Origin of the sequence: Bacteroides bouchesdurhonensis, from assembly GCF_900155865.1 — a bacterium.
GTDB lineage: Bacteria > Bacteroidota > Bacteroidia > Bacteroidales > Bacteroidaceae > Bacteroides > Bacteroides bouchesdurhonensis.
In genome coordinates, this window is the sequence record NZ_LT707006.1 from 3344956 (window position 1) to 3371451 (window position 26496).

General features: G+C 37.3%; 24 protein-coding genes and 1 pseudogene. 8 read left to right on the top strand and 17 right to left on the bottom strand.

Features of this window, described 5'->3' with window-relative positions; all coding sequences use genetic code 11:
• Positions 1-4 precede the first annotated feature (4 nt).
• The 8 genes and pseudogenes from CZ225_RS14145 to xpt all read left to right on the top strand — a co-directional run bounded on the left by CZ225_RS14145 (position 5) and on the right by xpt (position 8659).
• Positions 5-322, top strand: a complete 318-nt coding sequence (locus CZ225_RS14145) for a hypothetical protein (protein ID WP_077154539.1) — start codon at positions 5-7, stop codon at positions 320-322.
• A 485-nt stretch (positions 323-807) separates the two neighbouring features.
• Positions 808-1933 (top strand): annotated as a pseudogene (locus CZ225_RS14150) (ISAs1 family transposase).
• Between the two features lie 520 nt (positions 1934-2453).
• Positions 2454-3329: a DNA/RNA non-specific endonuclease gene (locus tag CZ225_RS14155; protein WP_077154540.1), complete on the top strand. Its 876-nt coding sequence runs from the start codon at positions 2454-2456 to the stop codon at positions 3327-3329.
• Positions 3330-3380: 51 nt separating this feature from the next.
• A complete protein-coding gene (gene mltG / locus CZ225_RS14160) occupies positions 3381-4418 on the top strand; it encodes an endolytic transglycosylase MltG (protein ID WP_077154541.1) in 1038 nt (345 codons plus the stop codon).
• Positions 4419-4501: 83 nt separating this feature from the next.
• A complete protein-coding gene (locus CZ225_RS14165) occupies positions 4502-6094 on the top strand; it encodes a thiamine pyrophosphate-dependent enzyme (RefSeq protein WP_077154542.1) in 1593 nt (530 codons plus the stop codon).
• Between the two features lie 3 nt (positions 6095-6097).
• Complete coding sequence (locus CZ225_RS14170; RefSeq protein ID WP_077154543.1) at positions 6098-6682, top strand: indolepyruvate oxidoreductase subunit beta; 585 nt, start codon at positions 6098-6100, stop codon at positions 6680-6682.
• A gap of 11 nt (positions 6683-6693) precedes the next feature.
• A complete protein-coding gene (locus CZ225_RS14175; protein WP_077154544.1) occupies positions 6694-8001 on the top strand; it encodes a phenylacetate--CoA ligase in 1308 nt (435 codons plus the stop codon).
• Positions 8002-8089: 88 nt separating this feature from the next.
• Complete coding sequence (gene xpt, locus CZ225_RS14180; protein WP_077154545.1) at positions 8090-8659, top strand: xanthine phosphoribosyltransferase; 570 nt, start codon at positions 8090-8092, stop codon at positions 8657-8659.
• Here xpt and CZ225_RS14185 read toward each other — a convergent pair.
• The 17 genes from CZ225_RS14185 to cysC all read right to left on the bottom strand — a co-directional run bounded on the left by CZ225_RS14185 (position 8656) and on the right by cysC (position 26488).
• Positions 8656-9423, bottom strand: coding sequence for an EFR1 family ferrodoxin (locus CZ225_RS14185; RefSeq protein WP_077154546.1), 768 nt, complete (start codon positions 9421-9423; stop codon positions 8656-8658). The genes xpt and CZ225_RS14185 overlap by 4 nt on opposite strands.
• Before the next feature lie 357 nt (positions 9424-9780).
• The gene (rplT, locus tag CZ225_RS14190; protein ID WP_077154547.1) at positions 9781-10131 is read right to left on the bottom strand and encodes a 50S ribosomal protein L20; all 351 of its coding nucleotides are present in this window, start codon (positions 10129-10131) and stop codon (positions 9781-9783) included.
• Between the two features lie 99 nt (positions 10132-10230).
• A complete protein-coding gene (gene rpmI, locus CZ225_RS14195) occupies positions 10231-10428 on the bottom strand; it encodes a 50S ribosomal protein L35 (RefSeq protein ID WP_077154548.1) in 198 nt (65 codons plus the stop codon).
• A 68-nt stretch (positions 10429-10496) separates the two neighbouring features.
• Complete coding sequence (infC, locus tag CZ225_RS14200) at positions 10497-11099, bottom strand: translation initiation factor IF-3 (RefSeq protein ID WP_077154549.1); 603 nt, start codon at positions 11097-11099, stop codon at positions 10497-10499.
• A 70-nt stretch (positions 11100-11169) separates the two neighbouring features.
• Positions 11170-13110, bottom strand: coding sequence for a threonine--tRNA ligase (gene thrS / locus CZ225_RS14205; protein ID WP_077154550.1), 1941 nt, complete (start codon positions 13108-13110; stop codon positions 11170-11172).
• Between the two features lie 82 nt (positions 13111-13192).
• Entirely contained in the window at positions 13193-15220 is a 2028-nt protein-coding gene (locus CZ225_RS14210) for a tetratricopeptide repeat protein (protein WP_077155837.1), read from the bottom strand.
• A 76-nt stretch (positions 15221-15296) separates the two neighbouring features.
• A complete protein-coding gene (gene def, locus CZ225_RS14215) occupies positions 15297-15851 on the bottom strand; it encodes a peptide deformylase (RefSeq protein ID WP_077154551.1) in 555 nt (184 codons plus the stop codon).
• A gap of 39 nt (positions 15852-15890) precedes the next feature.
• Positions 15891-16307: a Holliday junction resolvase RuvX gene (gene ruvX, locus CZ225_RS14220; RefSeq protein WP_077154552.1), complete on the bottom strand. Its 417-nt coding sequence runs from the start codon at positions 16305-16307 to the stop codon at positions 15891-15893.
• A gap of 125 nt (positions 16308-16432) precedes the next feature.
• On the bottom strand, positions 16433-17572 hold the full coding sequence (locus tag CZ225_RS14225; protein ID WP_077154553.1) for an OmpA family protein: 1140 nt from the start codon (positions 17570-17572) through the stop codon (positions 16433-16435).
• A 54-nt stretch (positions 17573-17626) separates the two neighbouring features.
• On the bottom strand, positions 17627-18370 hold the full coding sequence (locus CZ225_RS14230) for a YjbH domain-containing protein (protein WP_077155838.1): 744 nt from the start codon (positions 18368-18370) through the stop codon (positions 17627-17629).
• Between the two features lie 54 nt (positions 18371-18424).
• A complete protein-coding gene (locus tag CZ225_RS14235; protein ID WP_077154554.1) occupies positions 18425-19771 on the bottom strand; it encodes a carboxypeptidase-like regulatory domain-containing protein in 1347 nt (448 codons plus the stop codon).
• Between the two features lie 10 nt (positions 19772-19781).
• Entirely contained in the window at positions 19782-21053 is a 1272-nt protein-coding gene (locus CZ225_RS14240) for a hypothetical protein (protein WP_077154555.1), read from the bottom strand.
• A gap of 305 nt (positions 21054-21358) precedes the next feature.
• The gene (locus tag CZ225_RS14245; protein WP_077154556.1) at positions 21359-22327 is read right to left on the bottom strand and encodes a PCMD domain-containing protein; all 969 of its coding nucleotides are present in this window, start codon (positions 22325-22327) and stop codon (positions 21359-21361) included.
• A 17-nt stretch (positions 22328-22344) separates the two neighbouring features.
• On the bottom strand, positions 22345-23451 hold the full coding sequence (locus CZ225_RS14250; RefSeq protein ID WP_077154557.1) for a sulfotransferase family protein: 1107 nt from the start codon (positions 23449-23451) through the stop codon (positions 22345-22347).
• A gap of 20 nt (positions 23452-23471) precedes the next feature.
• Positions 23472-24932, bottom strand: a complete 1461-nt coding sequence (gene cysN, locus CZ225_RS14255) for a sulfate adenylyltransferase subunit CysN (protein WP_077154558.1) — start codon at positions 24930-24932, stop codon at positions 23472-23474.
• Between the two features lie 13 nt (positions 24933-24945).
• The gene (cysD, locus tag CZ225_RS14260; protein ID WP_077154559.1) at positions 24946-25854 is read right to left on the bottom strand and encodes a sulfate adenylyltransferase subunit CysD; all 909 of its coding nucleotides are present in this window, start codon (positions 25852-25854) and stop codon (positions 24946-24948) included.
• A gap of 16 nt (positions 25855-25870) precedes the next feature.
• Positions 25871-26488, bottom strand: coding sequence for an adenylyl-sulfate kinase (cysC, locus tag CZ225_RS14265; RefSeq protein WP_077154560.1), 618 nt, complete (start codon positions 26486-26488; stop codon positions 25871-25873).
• Between the last annotated feature and the right edge of the window lie 8 nt (positions 26489-26496).

A 26496-nucleotide genomic window follows, 5' to 3' on the forward strand; every position in this document is an offset into this window, starting at 1 on the left:
CACTATGCAAACATTAATTAACATTATTATCATAGTATTCGGAATCCTTCAAATCATTTTATTCTTTAAAATTTGGGGAATGACAAATGATATTAGAAAGATCAGAGAAAAATATTTTTTATCTTCCGATTCTAAAAAGAGTATAGAATCTACTCAGCAGACTGAATTCAATATAGGCGAATTGGTTATAGAGATAAAAACTAATAAACAAATGCGAATTAATGAAATCACTAAAGACGGAAAATACAGCTGTTATACAAATGGTGGTGTTTCGCATGAAGGCGATTTTACAGGGTCGGAAATTAAACGTTTTAACTCATAAAATAATAGTGCCAATAGTTCTTTCACAAGATAGAGTTTAATAAACAGTCTTGTGGAGAAATGATAGTTTCGCGATTTATAAAATAGGTACTTCTTCACTTTTTAGAACTAACAAGTTATCAACCAGTTATGCAGCAGTGACAATAGACATTGACAATAGAGTGATAATAAAATTTAATAGATTCTATTGTCACTCTTAAATAAAAAGTATCTATTAATATATTCCAGTTTAACAGTATATTGATCCCAACAATCCTACATATAACTCTCATTAATGCAGTATATAATAGAGTAGAAACAGACTATATTAATATATAGAGAATGCTTAACTAGCTTTTTTTGTCAATACAGGGCAGACGCATTAAATAATTTACTATTTTTCAAGTGTTTTAATTTCTATTATTATATTGATTATTAATTGCTTATATATCGTTTTCATCGTTTATTTTTCGTATCTTTATCAATTAATATAAAACATTATTTGACATGAAAATAGGGATAATTGACATTTGTAAACAAATCGATGATCCCCGTATTGACCGAAATAAAGAACACTCATTAGAGGTAATCGTTTATATAGCTTTATGCGCTGTTATTTGTGGCAGTGAAGGCTGGAATGAAATAGAGCGTTTCAGTATCTGCAAGTTTGATTTCTTCAAACGTCGTTTTCCCGATTTAGTTAAGATTCCCAGCTATGATACTTTTAATCGCTTTTTTAGCTTGCTAAAACCCGGCTATTTTGAATTACTCTTCCGCAACTGGGTATCTGAGCTTTGTGGCAAGTACACAGGTATTGTTGCCACAGATGGTAAAATGATTCGTGGAGCAAGTAAGTGCAGCAAGGACAACCCTTTGGGCAAAAATGGATTTAAACTCCATATGGTGAGTGCTTGGGCTGTCTCCAATGGTATCAGCCTAGGACAAGTAAAAGTGGATGATAAAAGCAATGAGATTACTGCCATTCCTGCCCTGATAAAATCTCTTGATTGGGAAGATTGTATAGTAACCATTGATGCTATTGCCTGCCAAACCGATATTGCTGAAGTTATAATAGAAAATAATGCTGACTACATTTTAGCATTAAAAGCCAACCAAAAGAAGAGGTTGGCAGATGTGCAAAGATGGCCCCTATCCATACCCACGCTATGCAAGATATATCACCGAGGAGGTCTCCCATGGAAGAATTGAGACTCGTGAATGCATGGTTTTTAGCCCTGGGAAAATAATGGAAGCGATGTTAAAAGATACATTTATGGGAGTCAGGTCTGTTGTAAGAATAGCCACAGAAAGACTGGAAATAGCTACTAAGAAACTTTCCCGTGAAAAAAGATACTACATTACCTCACTGGGGTTGGAGCCTAAAAAAATGTCAGAGGCAATAAGGTCACACTGGAATATTGAAAACAATTTACATTGGCAATTAGATGTATCGTTTAGAGAGGATGCGGGAAGAAAGGCAGGCAATGCGGTCCAAAATTTCTCTCTTATAAACAAGATGGCTCTATATATTATCAAAAAAGAAAAAGCAAAAGGGAGTATTGCTTCGAAAAGAAAAAATGCAGGCTGGGATAATGAGTATTTGTATAAGATATTGAATGAGATAGATATATAATGCGTTTACCTTGCAGTGGAAAAAGATATTAATAGAATGTACAAAACAAGTTAATGAACACAGTATTATCTATTAAAGTCTGTAGATTATTCTGCACCAGTAGCCAGACTTCTACTTCCACAATGTGACAATAAAAAGGTGTGTTTTAATTAGAATCAATTAATCTCTTACATAACCTCATATTTCCACATACTCATGGTTCTACATTGCATGGCAAATGATTTGCTTTTAATCACATCATCCCACTCTTATACCCTCTACTTTCATTTTTTCTCTTTATTTAAGTTTGTATATCAGTATATCTTATTTATCTTTGCACATCTCTTTAACAGAAGCAACAAGGCACAACAGCACAAGGAGACTACTAGTTAAGAGAATAATTTACAACAATATTAATAGAATAATAAAATCGAAAGTTATGTTTGCTCGTATCATTGCAATGGTTATAGCGGGAGTTATTATAGTTTATCTAGTTCGCTTTATAGATAATTTTCTCTCACGACGACGTTTTAAATAACTAATGAAACGAACCAAAAGAAAAAATACATCTCGTAAGAATTCACATCCCAATTCCCGATTAGGATGCATACTCACAATCATAGTTCTTATTCCTGTTATTTATGGAATTTATTTATATTGCCAACAGTTTGATGTTGCCCAACAAGAAAGCAAACAACAAACTGCTGTCACTTCTCCTCAAATTCCCGTCAATAAAGAATTAGAAATACCAATTTCATTAGTCCCCCGACAAGAACAAATCATCCATCATACCGGATACACCGTTTCCTACAATAAAGATTTAAAACAACCAAATTGGGTTTCTTACGAACTAACATGTCAGGAAACACAAGGAAAAGAAAAAAGATATGACCAATTTATTGCTGATCCTTCAGTAAAAGGTTCAATTGCGACTAATGCCGACTACACTCGATCTGGCTTCGACAAGGGGCATATGGCACCCGCTGCTGATATGAAATGGAGTCCCATAGTGATGAAAGAGTCTTTTTATTTTAGTAATATGTGCCCACAACATCCTCAATTAAACAGAAGGAGATGGAAAGATTTGGAAGAAAAAATACGAGACTGGGCTATAGCAGACAGTGCAATTATCATTATATGTGGTCCTATTGTAGAGAAAAATGCAAAAACAATTGGAAGAAACAAGATAGCAATACCCAAGCAATTTTTTAAAGTTATTCTTTCTCCATTTGCAAAGCCTATGCGTGCGATTGGTTTTATATTCAACAATGCACAAGCAACGGATCCCCTTTCTACATATGCTGTAACTGTAGACAGCATTGAAAAGCTTACTAACATGGATTTTTTTGCACCCTTGCCCGATGAAATAGAGAATAAAATAGAGGCATATGCTAATTATCACCAATGGTCGAGGTAATCTATTTAAATTCTTCCTATCTTTGCCACATTAAAAATAATATTTTACAAGGTGAAGAAAAAAAAGAAAATTATTCTGTTTACGGTACTGCTAGGATTCATCTTTCTTTGCACAATTACCGGAGGGACAATCTATTATTATTTATTTGCCCCACAGTTTCATCCATCTAAAGCAGCTTACATATATATAGACCGTGATGATACCACCGACTCAATATATACAAAGATAAATCATGTAGGTCATGTCAATAATCTTAAAGGATTCAAATGGATGGTGAAATACAAAAAACTCAATCAAAACATCCATACCGGACATTACGTTATCCGTCCGAATGATAATGTTTACCATGTCTTTAGTCGCATTTTAAGAGGTTATCAGGAGCCCATAAATCTCACTATCGGCAGTGTTCGTACAATAGACCGACTTGCCCGAAGCGTAGGTAAACAATTAATGGTCGATTCGGCTGAGATAGCCAAACTGTTGTTTGATTCCACTTTTCAACAAAAGATGGGCTACAATGCTGAAACAATCCCATGCCTTTTTATACCAGAAACTTATCAGGTATATTGGGATATGAGTGTTGATGAATTCTTCCAACGCATGCAAAAAGAACATGAGCGTTTCTGGAACAAAGACCGGCTATCTCAAGCCACAGCTATTGGAATGACACCATCAGAAATCTGCACACTAGCATCCATCGTAGAAGAAGAGACCAACAACAATGAAGAAAAGCCAGTGGTAGCCGGCTTATATATCAATCGTCTACAAGCTGATATGCCTCTGCAAGCTGATCCTACGATTAAATTTGCTTTGCAGAATTTTGGCCTGCGACGTATTACCAATGAAAATCTGAAAGTAGATTCACCATATAACACATATTTATATACCGGACTTCCCCCTGGTCCCATCCGCATTCCCTCAAAAAAAGGAATAGACAGTGTATTAAACTACACAAAACACAACTACATATACATGTGTGCAAAAGAGGATTTTTCAGGTACTCACAATTTTGCTTCTAATTATGCTGATCATATGGCAAATGCTAGAAAATATTGGAAAGCACTGAATGAAAGAAAGATTTTCAAGTAAATTTGTGATAAAACGAAATGAAAAGGCTATCTTTGCCCAATAGAATAACAAACTGTGATCAACACTAATAAAAGAAATTATATATGAGCAAACAACTCTTACTTGGCGATGAAGCCATTGCACAAGCAGCATTGGATGCCGGACTCTCAGGTGTATATGCCTATCCGGGGACTCCTTCAACTGAAATTACTGAGTATATTCAAATGGCTCCTATTACAAGCGAGCAGAACATACACAACCGCTGGTGTGCCAATGAAAAAACAGCGATGGAAGCTGCATTAGGTATGTCTTTCGTTGGAAAACGGGCATTAGTTTGTATGAAACATGTAGGAATGAATGTAGCAGCCGATTGTTTCGTAAATTCAGCAATAACAGGAGTGAAAGGCGGATTGATCGTTGTAGCAGCCGATGATCCTAGTATGCACTCTTCCCAAAACGAACAAGATAGCCGTTTTTACGGAGATTTTTCACTTATACCGATGTATGAACCTAGCAACCAACAGGAAGCATACGACATGGTGTATAATGGTTTTGAATTCTCTGAGAAATTAGGCGAACCGGTTTTAATGCGAATGGTAACTCGTCTTGCCCACTCTCGTTCCGGAGTAAAACGCGAAGATCAGAAACCTCAAAACAGCATTGCTTTCAGCGATGATCCACGCCAATTTATCTTATTGCCGGGAATAGCACGCAAACGCTATAAGGTTTTACTAGCACGCCAAGATGAATTTATCAAAGCATCGGAAGAATCGCCGTACAACAAGTATATCGACGGACCGAACAAGAAGATGGGAATTATTGCTTGTGGAATCGGTTATAATTATTTAATGGAGAACTATCCCGAAGGATGCGAATATCCAGTGTTAAAAATCGGACAATATCCTTTGCCCAAAAAGCAACTTCTCCAATTAGTTGAATCCTGCGATGAGATTCTAGTATTGGAAGACGGCCAACCATTTGTTGAGAAACAATTAAAAGGTTATTTAGGCATTGGCATTAAAGTCAAAGGCCGTTTGGACGGTACTCTTTCGCAAGATGGAGAATTAAATCCTGATTCTGTAGCACGAGCCGTCGGAAAAGAAAATAAATCAGAATTTGGCATACCTTCAGTAGTCGAAATGCGTCCTCCTGCACTTTGTGAAGGATGTGGTCACCGCGATATGTATATTACACTAACTGAAGTTCTAAAAAAAGAATATCCTTCTCACAAAGTATTCAGTGATATTGGATGCTATACGTTGGGAGCCAACGCTCCTTTCAATGCTATTAATTCATGCGTAGACATGGGGGCTTCTATTACTATGGCAAAAGGTGCTGCTGACGGAGGTCTTCATCCATCTGTAGCCGTAATAGGTGACTCTACGTTCACTCATTCAGGAATGACCGGATTACTGGACTGCGTTAATGAGAACGCAAATGTCACTATTGTTATTTCTGATAATGAGACTACTGCAATGACTGGTGGTCAAGACTCTGCCGGTACAGGACGTATCGAAGCTATATGTACAGGTTTAGGAGTGGATCCTGCCCATATCCGCGTAGTTGTTCCATTAAAGAAAAACTACGAAGAGATGAAACAAATTATACGTGAAGAAATTGAATATCGCGGAGTATCCGTCATTATCCCACGAAGAGAATGTATCCAAACATTAGCACGCAAAAAAAGAAGTAAATAAGCCATGAAAAAAGATATTATATTATCGGGAGTAGGTGGACAAGGTATCTTGTCTATCGCTACAGTTATCGGAAAAGCAGCCTTAAAAGAAGGACTTTACATGAAACAGGCAGAAGTACATGGAATGAGCCAACGTGGTGGAGATGTTCAATCTAACCTTCGTATCAGTGATCAACCTATTGCTTCAGATTTAATTCCTTCTGGAAAATGTGATCTCATCATTTCATTGGAACCAATGGAAGGCTTACGTTATCTCCCCTACCTCCATTCAGAAGGATGGTTAGTTACTAACGAAACTCCGTTTGTTAATATCCCCAATTATCCGGAAGAAGATAAAGTGATGGCAGAAATCAATAAATTGCCAAAGAAGATTGTATTGAATGTAGACAAGGTTGCCAAAGAAGTAGGTTCTATCCGGGTTGCTAATATGGTCTTACTGGGAGCAACCATTCCTTTCCTTGGTATCGCTTATGAGAAAATACAGGATAGTATCCGTGAGATCTTCATGCGAAAAGGAGAGGCTATTGTTGAAATGAATTTAAAAGCATTAGCTGCCGGCAAAGAAATTGCAGAAAAACTAATGCAATAACTATCATTGTTATGAATACACAATACTGGGAAGAAGAAATAGAAACCATGAGTCGTGAGAAGTTGAATGAATTACAACTTCAACGTCTCAGGAAAACAATCAGTATAGCTGCAAATGCTCCATATTATAAAGAAGTTTTCAACAAACATGGCATCACTGCAAATAGCATACAAACTTTAGACGACATTCGTAAAATACCTTTTACGACAAAGGCTGATATGCGTGCTCACTACCCTTTTGGCTTGGTGGCAGGCGACATGAAAAACGATGGGGTACGTATCCACTCTTCCAGCGGTACAACCGGAAATCCTACAGTCATCGTACATTCGCAACATGACCTTGATTCTTGGGCAAATCTGATAGCTCGTTGCCTCTATATGGTTGGCATTCGAAAAACTGATGTATTCCAAAACAGCTCCGGATATGGTATGTTTACAGGAGGATTGGGCTTCCAATATGGTGCCGAACGCCTCGGTTGCTTAACAGTACCTGCCGCAGCCGGAAATAGTAAACGTCAGATTAAGTTTATCAATGATTTCAAAACAACAGCCTTACACGCAATCCCAAGTTATGCAATTCGTTTAGCTGAAGTTATCCAGGAAGAAGGGCTTGATGCTGCAGGGACAACATTAAAAACATTGGTTATTGGTGCTGAGCCTCATACGGATGAACAACGCAGGAAGATAGAAAAGATGTTAGGAGTAAAAGCTTACAATAGCTTTGGCATGACGGAAATGAATGGACCTGGGGTTGCTTTCGAATGTCAGGAACAAAACGGAATGCATTTTTGGGAAGATTGTTATCTTGTGGAAATTATTGATCCTGAAACGGGTAACCCTGTACCTGATGGAGAAATCGGAGAATTGGTACTTACCACTCTTGATCGTGAAATGATGCCTCTAATTCGTTATCGTACCCGCGATTTAACCCGCATTCTTCCAGGTAAATGTCCTTGTGGTCGTACTCATTTACGTATTGATCGTATCAAAGGTCGTAGTGATGATATGTTCATCATAAAAGGAGTTAATATCTTCCCAATGCAGGTTGAGAAAATTCTAGTACAGTTCCCTGAACTTGGTAGCAACTACCTCATTACATTAGAGACTGTTAATAATCAGGATGAAATGATTGTTGAGGTTGAATTAAGTGATCTGTCTACGGATAATTATATTGAACTGGAAAAAATTCGTAAAGAAATAACTCGGCAATTAAAAGATGAAATACTAGTTACTCCTAAAGTAAAACTAGTTAAAAAGGGCACACTTCCACAAAGTGAAGGAAAAGCCGTACGAGTAAAAGATCTAAGAAATAACCAATAGTATTTTTCAATTTATCAGTGTGCTAATATGCCAATTTATACTGCTCCAGCAGTCATAGGCATATTAGCACATTATTAATTCATATATCATGCAATTATTAAAAAAAAGAATCCTGCAAGATGGAAAATGCTACGAAGGAGGTATCCTAAAAGTAGATAGCTTTATAAATCATCAAATGGATCCTATACTGATGAAGTCAATCGGAGTTGAGTTTGTGCGACGTTTCGCAGCGACCAACGTCAATAAGATTATGACTATTGAAGCAAGTGGCATTGCTCCTGCTATCATGACAGGTTATTTAATGGATCTTCCTGTTGTGTTTGCCAAAAAGAAATCACCTAAAACCATCCAAAATGCTTTGAGCACTACCGTACACTCCTTCACTAAAGATCGTGACTACGAAGTAGTAATAAGTGCCGATTTCCTTACTCCTAATGACAATGTACTCTTTGTCGATGATTTCCTAGCGTATGGAAATGCAGCATTAGGCATTCTTGATCTTATTAAACAATCTGGAGCCAATTTAGTCGGGATGGGATTCATCATTGAGAAAGCCTTTCAAAATGGTCGAAAAATACTAGAAAAAAAAGGAGTACGTGTAGAAAGTTTAGCAATCATAGAGGATTTATCCAATTGCAGCATAAAAATGAAGGATTAATACTGATTGGGATTGAAATAATGCCCTTTTCCTTTGGTCCTTTTCCCATATTGCACCGCTTGTTGGGGACAAACATGGTAACACGCCAAACAAGAGGTGCAACTTCTTCCCCAAACAGGCTTCCCATCTTGCATTAAAATATTATCCACTGGACAAGATTTTTCACAACGTTTACATCCAACACACTTATCTGTCGTCCAGAAGTTCTTAGGGGACATTTGAAAGCGATTAAATAAAGGATTAATAATTTTTGTCTTAATATAAGGAATACTCCCCTCTTTACAAAAGAATACTGCCTCCTTTCTATTTATCAATTCATTAATTCTATGGAGTTCACCAATGGCATTCTCCAGCTTTTTCTCTTCTAGTTCCTTACTATCGACATCAAATCCAGGAAACAATACATAATTATTAGGCATAATCACAGAAAAACCGGCATGACATTTCCATCCCTTCAATGACAAAGCTTTCATAAGAACTTGCTGAGTAAGCCCAATATCATCACCACAAGAACATACAAAGAAAAGATATTGCCCCTGATAGTTCTCTAATGACATTTGCTTGATAAAACGCAATACAATTTCAGGAGGGGCCCAAGAATAAACAGGAAAGACAAGCCCAATCTTCTCGTCCTTCTCTAAACAAAATTCCATATTCCCATCTTTCAAAACTTCAGGAATAAAAATTAAATCTTCTTGTTGATTACTAGATAATTGATTAGCAATCCATTTTGAGTTACCTGTACCAGAGAAATAAAATATCATAGGAAAGTATATAAAAAAGCCGCATCGACGATGTGATGAAACTCTGATAGAACAAGATTTGAGTGCCCGTCCTCTTTGTAATCCACCGGCTTAAAGCTGTCCCGAAGGATGTGGCCCGCCATTGAAGATCGAAGCTTTCTCGGTATATCAGATTAATTTGAAGAGTTTCCCGATCCAGTCGATACGGCTAATATTTTTGTATCACAAATATACTAACAATCTATTAGAATAACAAGAAAAAAAGGAATTTTGTTGTCTATCTAACATTTTTTTAATCCTTTCTCTCTTTTCCATAAAAGAAAAGTGTCAGTAATCTGATAGAAAACTGACACTTTGTAAATCATAAACTGTTGAAACTTAAGCAGCTTTCGCCTTTGCAACTACAGCTTTGAAAGCTTCCGGATGGTTCATAGCTAAATCAGCCAGAACTTTACGGTTTATTTCAATACCGACCTTGTGCAAACCGCCCATCAATTTAGAATAAGACATTCCTTCGAGACGTGCAGCAGCATTGATACGTTGTATCCAAAGAGCGCGGAAGTTTCTTTTCTTGTTTCTACGGTCACGGAACGCGTAAGTCAAACCCTTTTCCCAAGTGTTTTTAGCTACGGTCCATACATTTTTTCTTGCACCAAAGTAACCTCTGGTCAATTTCAAAATTTTCTTTCTTCTTGCTTTTGAAGCAACATGATTTACTGATCTTGGCATAGTTTTACTTTTTTAGAATGTTAGCGCCGTTACTTCACGCAACGAACTTTAGGCTAATGCATTCGGTTAATACTTTAATAATACTTTGTACGCTTTTGATTACTTCATTGCTAAGAGTTCCTTAACCTGGCTTACATTTGTTACATCAACAGTTGTAGAGTAGCACAGATTTCTTTTTCTCTTCTTAGTTTTCTTAGTCAAAATGTGACTGTGAAAAGCGTGCTTTCTTTTGATTTTACCTGTTCCGGTAAGGGTAAACCTTTTTTTAGAACCGGAGTTAGTCTTCATCTTTGGCATCTTACTTATTTTTAAATTATTAAATATATAATGGCAACGCACTATACCTGCGCGTTACGCATTCTTTTTTATTCATCATCTTCTTCAGACTGCTCAGCTTTCTGTGCAGGAGCAACAGGTTTCGGAGACATAGGCTTTTTAGGAGCCTCTTTCTTTTTTGGAGAAAGCTGAATAGTCATACGCTTACCTTCCAGTATAGGCATCTGATCTACTTTAGCATAATCTTCAAGATCATTAGCAAAACGAAGCAATAATACTTCACCCTGTTCCTTGAAAAGGATTGAACGACCTTTGAAAAACACATATGCTTTCACTTTATCACCGTCTTCCAAAAAACCTTTTGCATGCTTCAACTTAAAGTTGTAATCATGATCATCAGTCTGAGGACCGAAACGGATTTCCTTTACATTCACCTTCACCTGTTTGGCTTTCTGCTCTTTCTGACGTTTCTTTAACTGATAAAGAAATTTAGAGTAATCAATAATACGACAAACAGGGGGTTGAGCATTGGGTGAAATTTCCACTAAATCCAAATCTTTCTCTTCAGCCATCTTCAAAGCCTGGAAAATAGGATATACTTTCGGTTCGCTATCATCGCCCACAATGCGGACTTCCTTGGCACGAATCTGTTCATTGATTCTGTATTGCCCTTTTAAAGTGTCATTCTTCATTAAAAACGTTTACTTCCTAGTTTGATCTTTTTATTGTTTACTTATTATTTATCATGAAACGGCTGCAAAGTTACCATTTATTTATCATATTCTGAACTTCTTCATTCAGAATTTTAGCAAATTCTTCATATTTCATGGTTCCTTTGTCTCCTTCGCCTTGTCTACGAACAGCAACTTCTCCATTTTCAGCTTCTTTTTCACCGACAATCAGCATATAAGGAATACGTTTCATCTCATTATCACGGATCTTACGACCTATCTTTTCATTTCTATCATCAACAATTGCACGAATCTCATGTATTTTCAGATACATTTTTACTTGCTCTGCATATTCATTGAACTTTTCACTAATCGGTAGAATAGCAACTTGTTCAGGAGTCAGCCATAACGGGAACTTACCGGCAGTATGTTCAATCAATACAGCAACAAAACGTTCCATAGATCCGAATGGCGCACGATGGATCATTACCGGACGATGTTTCAGGTTATCAGAACCCATATATTCCAATTCAAAACGTTCCGGCAAATTATAGTCCACCTGAATAGTACCTAACTGCCAACGACGACCGATAGCATCCTTCACCATAAAATCAAGTTTAGGACCATAGAAAGCAGCTTCACCATATTCAATCTTAGCAGGCAAGCCTTTTTCCTCACAAGCCTCAATAATAGCTTGTTCTGCTCTTTCCCAATTCTCATCGCTTCCGATATACTTTTCACGGTTCACTTTATCACGTAAAGAGATCTGAGCTTCAAAATTAGCAAAGTTCATTGAACGGAAAACAATTGAAATGATATCCATTACACGAAGGAATTCATCCTTTACCTGATCCGGACGACAGAAAATATGTGCATCATCCTGTGTAAAGCTACGTACACGAGTCAATCCATGTAACTCACCACTTTGCTCATAACGGCAAACTGTACCAAATTCTGCGATACGCAATGGAAGATCTTTATAAGAACGCGGAAAGTTCTTATAGATCTCGCAATGATGCGGACAGTTCATCGGTTTCAAGAAATACTCTTCTCCTTCTTCCGGAGTATGGATAGGCTGAAAAGCATCTTTACCATATTTTGCATAGTGACCAGAAGTTACATAAAGCAATTTATTGCCAATGGGCGGAGTTATTACTTCCTGATAGTCATAACGTGTCTGGATACGACGTAAGAAATCCTGCAAACGCAAACGCAAAGCAGTACCTTTCGGCAACCACATCGGAAGCCCCTTACCTACTGTTTCAGAGAACATAAACAACTGCATTTCTTTACCAATCTTACGATGGTCACGTTTCTTAGCTTCTTCCAATAAAGTCAGATATTCATCCAACATTTTCTTCTTAGGGAAGGTGATACCGTAGATACGTGTCAGCATTTTACGGTCTTCGTGCCCACGCCAATATGCTCCGGCCACAGTTGTCAGCTTTATAGCTTTAATAGGCGCAGTTGTCATCAAGTGAGGACCACGACAAAGATCTGTGAATGTACCTTGAGTATAAGTAGAAATATGTCCATCTTCCAATTCAGAGATCAATTCACATTTGTATGTTTCACCACGATCACCAAACATTTTCAATGCATCCTCTTTAGAAATGCTTTTTCTTACTACTGCTTCTTTCTTCGCAGCCAATTCCATCATTTTAGCTTCGATGGCAGGAAGATCATTTTCCTTAATAACAGTTTCTCCCGGATCTACATCATAGTAAAAACCATTTTCAATGGCAGGTCCGATACCAAATTGAATACCTGGATAAAGTTCTTGTAAAGCTTCTGCCAACAAGTGAGCACTCGTATGCCAAAATGCATGTTTTCCTTCTTCATCATCCCATTTATAAAGAACAAAGTTAGCATCTTCATTAATAGGACGTCCCAAATCATAAATCTCGCCATTTACTCCGCAGGCCAAAACATCCTGTGCCAAACGCGAACTGATACTTTCTGCAATCTGCAAACCGTTCACTCCTTCGTTATATTCACGAACAGAGCCATCGGGAAACGTTATCTTTATCATAATATGATGATGTTATATTTTCATAATTTGAACGCAAAAGTAACTAAATCTTTTGAGTTTTCTATTTTTTATCAAAAAAATGTTATTCTGGTTGTTCTGTAAAACGCTTGATTACATTATATGCAGACACAATCCCCAGTTCACCAGCTTTACTCAAATCGGAAATACCCAGTTTATTATTACCTAAGAAAATATGAGTTAATCCACGGTTAAAGTAAGCATCTGCAAAATCCGGATCCAGCTCAATCGCTTTATCATAATCAGCCATTGCAGCACGATAGTCTTTCAACATTGCCGAAATATTGGCACGATTATAATAAGCATATACAAAGTCCGGAGCTAAAGAAATAACCTTATCTAAATCTTTTCTCACTATCTCATAATCCACTGCACCAATTTCTTTAGCTGTATTACCACCAGGCAAATCTGAATTATTGGCTTGTTCTGCCTTCTGATATTCCAATTGTTTACAACGAATCAGAGCACGCATAAAATAAGCCGGAAAGAACTTCTCATCTAACAGGATCGATTGCGTCAAGTCAGAAACTGCACTTGAGAAATCCTGCACTAAATAAAAATCAATTGCACGGGCAAAACGTTTTGCTGCACTCTTATCATCTTCTACAATAGCTGAAGTATGCGTATCAATCAAAGCGAAGTGAAATTTGACTTGCTCCTCAGACAATGGAGACTCCATATTCGTAATGAGAAGGCGTTTAGGAAGTATTCCCATACGATTCATATCATCAATAAATTTATGGAAATTCACAGAACGTTTTACATCACTCATCTTCTCATAATAAGTCAAAGCGAACAATGGTTCCAACTTAATATTCACATTCTTATCTTGTACACGTCCACGATAATCGCTCGTATAACGTTGATTTGTCTCCGAATCATCAGCAATTACTATCTTACGATAGTTATTCATATTTTTATCAGACTTCTTACGAGTTTTATCTTCTTCTGCATCCTTGTCTTCTTCTCCTTTATTTTGAGCAACATCTTTACTTACCACTCCGTTATGTTTATCTAACTGAGCTTTTATGACCTTAAACTCATCCTGTTCAGCCCCTTTACGATCTCCAATCTTTTTACGAGCTTCCGAACGTTGATAATATCCTGCCAAGAAATTAGGATATTGATCGATCACTGTTGAATAATCCTCGATAGCTCCACGATAATCCCCTATTTGAGCACGAAGCAGACCACGATTAAAAACAGCCATCATATTATCCGGTTCCATCTTAATTACAAAATCAAAATCTTCAATAGCCCGATTATCATCCCCGACTCGTGCACGCAATAAACCACGATTATAATGACCAATAAAGTTGTTAGGATCAATATCCAACGCCAAATCATAGTCATTCATCGCACCTCTCAAATTATTCTGATGGAACCGCGCCAAGGCACGATTTATATAATTTCCTGCATTTTTTGCACTCAAATGAATCGCGTGATCAAAATCAGATTCCGCTTCAGCATATTTTTCTTGTTGCAATTTAACAATTGCTCTGGCAGCCCAAGCATCAGGATCATACTTATCTAATTCTAAAGCCTTATTAAAGTCTTCTAAGGCTGCAATTGTATCTTTCTGTTGCAAAGAGACCTCTCCTCTCATAAGATAAGCTCTAGTATAACGCGGTGCAACCTTCATCAAACTCTCCAAATCATCTTTAGCTGCATCATAGTCCTTCTTTTGCATGTGAGATAATGTCAGATTATGCCACAAAGAAATATTCTCTGGATCATAATGCAAAGCCTGCTTATAATCTTCGATTGCCCCATCAAACTTACTCTGACGAATCCGTGCCAATCCACGAATCTGATAAGCACCAACAACAAATGGATTACGTTGGATAGCTGCATCGCAATCTGCTTCTGCTCCCTGAAAATCTTCTAAGTTAATTTTCGCTAAGGCTCTAAAGAAATAGGGTTCGTACAGATAAGGTCTAGCATTAATCACCTGATTGAAATACTGAATAGAAAGCACATAATCCTCAAAATAAAGCGCATTCCGTGCGATAGTCATCACCCGTTCTGTATTAATCTGAGCATATACTAATGTGGGAAACAGCAATAAGACTGTTAGTATTCTTTTAATCATTGACATTTTATACTTGTAAACGTAGCAAAAATAATGCTTTTAGTTTACTTAACAGGGATATAAACGTTTTTTATCTTTATTTCACCTGTTTCATCTTATAAGAGCTACGCGCCTTTCCTTTCAACATCGCATTCAATTTTCCCTTTATCATTTGCTTACGAAGCGGAGAAAGATGATCAATGAACATTTTACCATCCAAATGGTCAAATTCATGCTGCATTACACGAGCCAAATACCCTTCAACCTCTTCATCATGTTCTACAAAATTCTCATCCATATATTTTACACGAATTTTATTACCGCGCTTTACACTTTCATGAATACCGGGAAGACTCAAACAACCTTCTTCCATATTCACTTCTTCCCCTCCTACTTCTAAAATATGAGGATTAATATACGCCTTATTAAAATCTTTAAATTCCGGATAATCCTCAGAAAGCGGATCTAATGTAATGGTAACGACCCGAATCGGAAGACCAATCTGTGGTGCAGCCAATCCTACGCCGTCAGCGTTTACCATCGTTTCAAACATATTTGCTATAAGTTCTTTCAAGTTCGGATAATCCGGTGTTATGTCCTCTGCCACCTTTCTCAATACAGGCTGACCATATACATAAATAGGTAAAATCATATTTTATAATCTACTAAAAAATTAAGTTATTCTTTTTAATTAAAAACGTTTACTCTCCAAATATGTTTGCAGAATAATAGTTGCACTAATCTCGTCAACCAATGCTTTATTTTGCCGATCCTTCTTCTTCAATCCGGCTTCTAGTATTGTACGATGAGCCATGACAGAAGTGAAACGCTCATCTACATATTCAATAGGCATATCCGGCAATTTCTTCTTGAGAGCACGTACAAATGGTTCAATATTCTTCATGTTCTCCGAAGCTTCATTGTTCATTTGCTTGGGAAGCCCTATAATAATACGCTCAACCGGCTCCTTCGATACATAATCAAGGATAAACGTCAATAACTGATGCGTAGGCACTGTTGTTAAACCATTAGCAATCATCTGTAAAGTATCGCTAACTGCTATCCCTGTACGCTTTCTACCGTAATCAATGGCAATTATTCTACTCATAATGGGTTACAAAAATACGATTTATATTCGAATTCCATCCTTATTCAAATCAAATAATAACAAAAAAGGGTGTCCGACATCGTCAAACACCCCTTCATTATAGAGTTTATTACTTTTAATAACCCTTATTCAAGAATTACTACGCGATTCAAGAAGTTCTTACCGAACATATTGTCAGTACCACCGTAACCGATAACTTCAAGTTGATCTTTGTTTACGCCTTCTTTAACCAAAGCATCATAAACAGCCTGAGCACGCTTATCAGCTAATTTCTTGTTCAAAGCAACGCTTCCGGTAGCCTTATCAGCATAACCAGCAATCTTGTACTTCTTATTCGGATTTTCCTTCATAACCTTAGCGGCTAATTTTAGATTAACCAATCCGTAATCATCAATAGTAGCCTTTCCAATCTTGAAGAAGACAGCACGAGGACCTGGAACCTGAACAGTCTTAACAACTTCTCTCACTTCTGGTTTTACATTAGCCAAAGCTCTCTTAGCAGCATCTAAGTCAGCTTTTGTTTTTTCCAACTGGCTTCTATAACGATTAACTTCATCATTGATCGCATCCTGATCAACTCCGTTGCAAGAAATAAACTTCTTGCCACCGAAAGTATAAGTTACACCAGCAGTTAAAGAAACAGCACCATCAGTATAAGCATTGCTATATTTACCAAAGATAGAAGGAGAAACCTCTCCTCTAGCTTCAATATTAATATCCCAATAGTCATTTACATTGAACTGTCCCATCAAACCAACAGAACCGTTAATCAGTGCATTCAGCTTATCTTGGTCACCATAAGTTTTAGCAAATGTCAAACCAGGACCTGCAAATACAGATAATGTAAACAAACGATCTGGGTTATAGCCGCAAATAGAATTAGAAAGGTTATACAAAGCGTCTGCACGCAATGTAAAATACTTCTTATTCTTAATCTTGTACCATGTAGTCTGATTACCAGTAATGGTTTCTACACCATTCAAGTGTTTAGAGTTTAATGTACTCCACAAGCCTGCAACTTGTCCGCGGAATCCCCATGTAGGATTGACCCATTTACCCAGTGAAACATGGATCAGCGGTGTAATAGCCTTACCCAAGCCATAGTCACTGTTATCCGGATTTACACAAACCTGAGCTCCTCCACCAACACTGATAAAGATATTATCTTTAAATCTCTCGCTGGTGAATTTCTCTTTAGTCTGTGCGTTTGCTGTAACAGCAGCACCCGCCAACAGTAAAGATAATATTACTAACTTACTTTTCATTGTTTTCTTAATTTTAAATCGTTTAACTCTTTTATCTTATTTGTCCCAACCCACTTACTTCAAATAAATCTTATAAGCAAGTCCACCGGTAAAATACTTCATTCTTTGCATTTCTACCTGCAACTGCAAGTGGTTGAAAAGCAAATAGGTAGCACCCAACGCAAAATCTTTAGAATCATATTCTGCAATCAATCTCAAATCCGGTGCAAATGTTGGATTATAACTAATACCTGCTGCTATTCCATTCAGTTTATACTCCAATCTTTTATTATATAAATAAGAAAGGTGTATTCCGATTTCTTCCTTTCCGATAGAAACATGTTTTGTTGCTGCAACATAAAAGCGGCAAAAATACCCATTTCCCGAAGTGGAATTAATCACATCACCGGAGGAAGTAAAAGGATCCGAAGTTCCAAATACCACAGCTGGCATATATTTCCAAAATTGTCCTTCTTTCAAAGCTCGCAATCGAACAGAAAAATATCTGTCCTGATTCGTAAAACCTGTGTAACCATAAGGTTTTAACCCTAATGCTTCCGCTTTAAAAAGTGTACACGTATATGCCACTTCTAACCAAGGGAAGAAAGTTACATTCAAGTAATAATTATACGTATGATAGTACCATGTAGGAGGAGTTATCTCCTTATTCATAAAATTGGCACCTAGCATTACTGTTTTATCCTTTTGCATTTCTGCCGAAGGAGCATGCAATAATCCCGTAGTTCCGTAAGTTAATTGAGCCGAAAGCACACCAGTAGTGCATAAGAAGAATAATACTAGTATCAGTCTTTTAATCATTACATTCCTTTCTATTAATGTACTTTCGGTCAAAATCTCTTTTATTCCAAAGAATTATTCAAAATCAATGATACCACCACCAGCATTCAAATCTTCACCATGTCCATGACCATGACCAATTCCTTGACCATGAGTATAGTCAGTAACAAAACCTTCTGTACTGAATGTGTATTTATCGACTTGAATAACTTTTACTACATAATTAGTTCCACCGATAGTCATTGTATATGAAACATTCTTTAATGTTTGTGTAACACCAACACCAGACAAATCACTATGAGCAGGAACCAAGATTTCTGTTTTAAAGTCTACTACCTTATATTCACTACCTGGAAGTTCAGAATAAATTCCATTCAAATAGTTTTCCATATAATTAATAGCTTCATCTTTAATAGGACAGTCAGCAAAAACCTCATCCAAAGATTTCTCAAATATAGCACCACCAGCAAACCCTTTTACTTCAAACGGGAATTCCTTAGCATCATTTAAGCTATTATGATAAGCTAATGCAATATCTTTAGTAAAACCAGTTGTCATCACTGCATCTCCATCAGTAATAGTATAATAGTCATAAGCTGTTGCACTAAATTTGAAACGAGAGAAGTGGTTTACTTTAGCAGTATATACACCATTTTCTTCTGTAATTTGAGCATCTTTTTCAGCTAATGTCCATATACCGTTTACTTCATAATATACTTTTAAAGCCTGACCAGGTTTATCAGTGAAAGTAAACACCAAAGGCTTGTCAAATGAAGTACCGTCAGGTTTACCTTCCCATACACGGACTGCATCATTCTCTATTTCTTCTTCCTGTCCTTCACGTACCAATGTAATAGTTTTAACTTCTCCGTCAGGGAACAAGTTAGCCGGAACAAATACCTTATCCTCTGAAGGTTTTCCCTCACTATCTACACCTTGGAAAGTTTCCGTTTGATCTTCTTTACCAGCTACAATTTCAACTTTCTCACCTTGGATTTCATTTGATTTCAAAGCAAAGTCCATATGAGTAACAATTGTCTGATTATCAGCTTTTTCAAAGAAGATTGTAACATTAGTCTTTCTATCCTTATAACCTTCAGCTTTTACTGTTAAAGTATAATCTCCACGATCTGCATCAGTAAGACCAGACAAAGTAATGGCAAACTGACCACCATCTTTAGTCACTGTTGTAGCCTTCTCTGTATCCGCTTTGGTTAAAACAACAGACGCACCATTAATACCTGCCAAACTTGTGTAGTTATACACAGAGCCTGAAATAGTGTAAGTCACAGTTTTAGGAGTAGTATCAATCACTGTTTTGATGTCCTCCTTTTCATAGCAGCTTGTCAATGTTCCCAAGACAGCTACAAAGCATAACGCTAACTTAGCGCCTAGCCCGAAAAATTTACTATTCATTTTCATCTCAATAAAATTAATAATTCACTAATTCCGATTTAATAAAATATGGGTTTAAACTATTATTATGCATTATATTATCACTTGGTGACGTTCTATACGTCTTATAATAATTTCGCTCATTACCCGCATTGTACACCATTCCAAAATTTTCAGAAGGAGTCACCCGCGGAATATATCCTTTTCTCTTATATCTATATGGAGGCAAAGCAATCTGAAAACGGAAACCGGCATTCGCTCTAATCCCCCTATTTGCTTTTTCCCCATAAAATCCGATTGACACATATTTAAAATGACGTATCATATCACACCGGATACTTTTTTCACCTTGTATATGTTGAATCAACTTCACGCTTGTTTGTAAGTTATAATAAGGCCAAAAGAAATTGGCTCCTATATGCCAAGTCCAAACTTTCCTAGAATCAAAGTGACAAGTAAAGCCATCCCAATAACAAGCTCCTGTATACCCCACCCGTCCTTCAAAAGAAAAACGTTGATCCATTTTCAACACATGCCTAGCACTTAAATCAACCCCATAACGATTCGCCATAAAATGTCCAACTGACAATGTAGCCCATGTATTATAAGGAAGCCGTACCGTTTGTGATAAACTCACACATCCCGGATGAACCCTATCATAAACATTATGAACCGCCTCGGACATCATTTCAAATCCATCATTATATATAGGTATAACCATTTGTGCTGTTAATGACATACCCTTCCAGAAAGAGACCTCTATTGTAGGAGATAGATTGAATAACACCTGATACACTTGCGTAATCACCAAATTCTTCAATGACAACTCCGGATATACTACAATATCCACCTTAAATAAAGAGCTATTTTCTTTTTTTATCTTTCGCGCTTGTTTCCACGCATCACCTAAGTTGTAACTAACATTCCAATCTTGGCGACTTGCTTCCAGCAGACTATCTTTCTTAGTTGGTTGGTAAAATAGAGAAATCTGAGGTACATTATTATCCAGAACTATGATCCGACATGATTTACCATCTGGTAATCCAGTTTTTTGAATAACATCAACCGCTTTACCAATTCCGACACCTTGCAAACGATATGCGGAATTCTGTATCGTATATATCCGTTCATTATCATCTTCTGTACACCCAACATTTTCAAATCCCATCTTTACTAAAGTGCTAACCGTACCTTCCCCACTCTGGCAAACTCCCTTAAGAGAGAAGAAACAGAATAGAAAGAACACAGCATTACGCGTCAAGTCTTTAGTAATTAGGCATTTATTCATGTTTGAGTTGATATATCTCATTAGTTTTATTTTATATTCCCCCCTTCGTAAAAAAAATACAACGCAAAAATAGGCAGATTTTTAATAATGGCAAAGAAATTTATATGAAAAAATAACATATTGTACTATTTTTCTCACTGATTGACTATAAAAACATAAAATATAGGGATATCCCCCAATAAATAAGCGAAAGAGCGGGGTAAGATTCAGAATTAAAAACAAAAAAGAAGCTGCCGCGAATACCAACGCAACGATTGGTTTCAGTGACAGCTCCATTTTTAAGTTATTAGTTCCTTAAAATTCGAAAATCCACCCAAAAAATGACTTTAGTAGACCATTTTCACGTTATCAATCCATAATGAGTTACCGGGAGAACCTACATATGCTCCTCCATGACTCGACGTAAACTGAAGATACAAATGAGTAGGAACATCATTTTCATCTCCCCACGCAACCTCCTGTATAGGAACGCTTTCTCCTTTACTATTCACTGTATAGTTTTCCGTAACCCCCAAACGCATCATGTGTGACTTATATTCAGGGCGTTTTGTGATATCACCATACATAATTTCATACGTAGCATTGTTTTTCCAATCTGTAGTATGATAATAATAAGTCACCATGGTCCCAATACGCTTTGCGTATACGTTTCCATCCGCATCCTCCCAACGTTTTTGTAGAAACAAAATAGCAGCCGGAAAGTCTTTACCCGGCACATCTGTGATTTTACTGAACCCAGTAGCCCGAATACGATTCTTCCTATCAGACATCTTCACTTTATAATCAAACTGAAGAGCAACCGGCTTCTTCGTAAACGGAATTCCTGTTTGCAACATCTTCTGCGGATTTTTCGTACCTTTAATAGGTTCGTTCACAGATCCTGTGAAAATAGAACCGGCAGCCAGCACAGTTATATTAACCACCCCCAATACCTTCACACTTTCCATGCGCGTATCTAACCGGGCACAATAACCATTTCCTCTTTTCTCAGGAAAAACAGATGTGTTCGTTTTCGTAATACCCGCAACTTTAGCCATTACGTTCGAAGTAGCCCACGGCGAACCGCCCATGTTTTTATAAGGCTGATCCCCTTTGACCACAGCCGTCGGAGCTATTTCATATACATTCTTCGTATTTCCTCCGATAATTCCCGATTCCTTAATCTGGCGATCAACCCATTGGTCCATATTACCAAAAGGGAGCATTTCAACCACTGGCTGAGCCATTAAAGGTAAAGAGATAAAAAATGCCATAAAAACGACAAAATACAAGCGATGAACCATATTCTGAATCATTAATACCTTTCCTTTCTTTATAAGTTATAATCCCATTGTTTCAAAGCAAAGTCCCAGTTATCTTCTACCAATCGGATAGTTCGATCATCATATTTATACTTATTCTTTTTATATCCCTTCTTCCCACCAACATATTTTTCAATATCAGCCTGTGCTTCAGTAAAACCCGGAATAGAAAGAGATTTATAAATATTCTCCGTCATCCCCATAGCATCCGCCTCAAAATCTTCAAATTTCACTTCTATCAGATTGCCTTCAGGAATAAACTTTTTATCCGATTCATATTTATGATAAAGCTTTGCATAAATAGAAAGGATATTTTCCTCAATTTGTTCATTACTGATATCTTCCAATTTCAAAGGTTGAATCGTATTTGTAAAGAAACTACGAGTCGATTCAAACACCGTATACGGATTACGCATCAGATAAATAAATTTAGCGTTGGGAAACATCTTCACTAACTCCTTCACTCTACCCGTATGAGGTGGATTCTTGCTAAGGAATTGAGTCCCCTTGGTATTCCATAATGAAATCTTAATCAATTTAGTAAACACTTCCTCAAAAACTTTCAATTCAGTTTCTGTTATATCATTAAACAACAGATATTTATCTGCATACTCTTGCTGATACTTAGGAAGAAACCAAAAATTATAATAAGTATAAGGCATCATATTGGCCAATGCAAATTCCTCCTCCTGAGGAAGATCTACTGCCAATTCCATATTATCTGTCGGACGTTTATCCGGCATCAGCCAACTCATATTTTTTTTGAAGAAAGGCTGTCCCCACATCATCAAATGCGGAAACACCGTTTGATAAGTGGTATTATAGCCAAAATGTTTATCACAAGAAAAAACATTATGAACAAAAGTTGTCCCACTCCTCCAATGCCCCAGAATAAACACAGGATCATGCTCCAAAGGCTGATTTGCCAATAACTTCTCATAGCGTTTATTCTGTAACGAAGCCAGAGGAGACAATAACTGACACACCGCTTTAGTCAATCGATACTTTCCTTTATAGGCAGCATCAATTTCACGATTAGCAGTAATGGACTTAAACGTTTTCCAATCAGCCCCTACCAAGGTATTAATCGGAAGTTTATTAAATTCAAGTAATCCCATTTTATATAATTTCTCTATCTTTATTTTATCACCTTCACAGCGAAGCCCTGACGTTTTAATTCCTCTACGGTTTTTTCCACAGCCTCATAATGTTCAGGAGCAATTCCTAATTTCGATAAATCCAATACGGGAATATCATCCGTATTATTCATATCCTTCATCTCAACCCGATCAATAATCATACCTACAGCAGAAGTATTATTAGTAATCGGATCAATTAATATAAAAGAGCCACAAGACTTGTTCTTCTGATACGGATCAAAGAAAAGTTCTTTAGCAGTCGTCAGAACAACACGTGCTATCTGATTCAATTGCAAAGGCAAAGTCTCTTTAGTTAATTGGCCGTTCTCCAAAGATAAATGTTCCATCGTATTCACATCTACCTTATATTTAACCGAATCAATTCGCGTACGGCTCAGATTCGTAGTCTGTTTGATAAAGAAAGACTTATTAACATCCATCGGTTCTTCATCCATCCAAACCATCATTGCCTCAAAGTTACGATCTACAATAGGCAGATTATCAGGATGCACCAACATCTCACCACGAGAGACATCAATCTCATCCTCCAAAGTCAATGTAACAGATTGAGGTGGAAAAGCATAATCCAACTCACCGTCATAAGTAACGATACTTTTGATTTTCGAAGTCTTACCGGAGGGCAGTGCCATCACCGTATCTCCTTTACGTATAATACCTGACGCAACTTTACCGCAAAAACCTCTAAAATTAAGATTCGGACGAAGTACATACTGTACCGGAAAACGGAAATCTTTAAGGTTATGATCATTATCAATATGAACCGTTTCCAAGAAATCGAGCAAAGAAATACCTTTATACCATGGAGTACGTTCAGATTTGTCAACTACATTATCACCGTCCAAAGCAGATAACGGAATACAATTCACATCCGGAATACCTAACGGAGCTACAAATTTCTTATATTCTGCAACGATCTCATTAAAACACTCTTCAGAAAAACCGACCAAGTCCATCTTATTTACAGCCAACACCACATGCTTAATCCCCAGTAAAGAAACTAGGAAAGTATGACGACGCGTTTGCGTAATCACTCCCGTACGAGCATCCACCAGAATAATTGCAAGGTTAGCAGTAGAACCACCTGTAATCATATTACGAGTATACTGTTCATGCCCCGGAGTATCTGCAATAATAAACTTACGACCATTGGTAGAAAAATAACGGTATGCCACATCAATCGTTATTCCCTGCTCACGTTCTGCTTTCAAACCGTCAAGCAATAAAGCATAATCTATATGTTCTCCAGCATTACCAACACGTTTACTATCACGTTCCAACGCATCCAGCTGATCTTCATACAATTTCTTACTATCAAACAACAAACGTCCGATCAATGTCGATTTACCATCATCCACCGATCCGGCTGTCAGCAATCTCAATAAGTCTTTCTGTTCATCCTTATCCAAAAAAGCCTTTATATCTAACTTGTTTTCTGCCATCACTTACTAGAATTTAAAAATATCCTTCACGTTTTTTCTGCTCCATACTCGCCTCCTGGTCAAAGTCAATCACACGAGTTGTACGCTCACTCTTAGTTGTAGTCATCATCTCTTCTACAATCTCCTCAATAGTAGCTGCTTCACTTTCAACAGCACCTGTCAGTGGCCAGCATCCCAAGGTACGGAAGCGAACCATCTTCATTTCAATCTGATCACGATATTTCTCCGGCAAACGATCGTCATCCGCCATTATCAGATTACCGTCAATAGTAACAACCGGACGTTCTTTCGCATAATATAAAGGAACGATAGGAATATTTTCCAAACGAATATATTGCCAGATATCCAACTCAGTCCAGTTACTCAACGGAAACACACGAATACTTTCCCCTTTATGTACTCTGGCATTATAGATATCCCACAATTCCGGACGCTGATTTTTGGGATCCCACTGATGAAACTTATCACGGAAAGAAAATATTCTCTCTTTAGCACGAGATTTCTCCTCATCCCGACGTGCACCTCCAAAGGCAGCATCAAACTTATATTTATCCAATGAATGAAGCAAGGCTTGTGTTTTCATCAAGTCCGTATGCACTTTACTTCCATGCGTAAAAGGTCCTACCCCTGCGTGAAAAGCCTCCATATTACTTTCTACAATCAGATTCCAACCATATTTCTTTGCATATTCATCCCGGAACTGAATCATTTCCTTAAACTTCCATTTCGAATCGATATGCATTAACGGGAATGGTACTTTTCCCGGATAAAACGCTTTTTCAGCCAGACGTACCATCACCGAAGAATCCTTACCGATACTATAAAGCATCACAGGATTCTCAAATTCCGCAGCCACCTCGCGGATAATATGAATAGACTCAGCCTCGAGTTCCTTCAAGTGGCTTAATTTATATTCTTCCATTACTTTAATAATGCTTTTATTCTACTTCAACTGTTCTTTTCACCTTAGGCAAAACAAGTTCCAACAGACGTTTTACTGATTCTTCCAAAGTCAGCTTTGACGTATCTAATGACAAAGCCGGATGTTCCGGTATTTCAAATGGAGCCGATATTCCCGTAAAATTCTTTATTTCCCCTTTTCGTGCTTTGGCATACAAACCTTTCACATCACGTTTTTCACACTCTTCCAAAGGAGTACTCACGAAAATCTCTAAAAAATCATCCTGCCCGATAATAGTAGCCGCCATCTCACGAATATCATTATTTGGACTGATAAATGCGGCAATAGTGATAATACCACTATCTAGAAATAATTTAGAGACTTCAGCAATACGGCGGATATTCTCCACTCGATCATCTTCCGAAAATCCCAAATTATTATTAATTCCACTGCGGATATTATCTCCATCCAGAATTCTGCAAAGCAAGCCACGCTTATGCAGTTCCCGTTCCAAAGCAATAGCAATCGTACTCTTCCCCGAGCCACTCAACCCGGTGAACCAAATCATCACACTATGCTGACCTAACAGTTCTTCTTTGTCCTGCCGTGTCATCATACGGTCAAATATAGGATATATATGATTTTTCTCTTCCATCTATACAA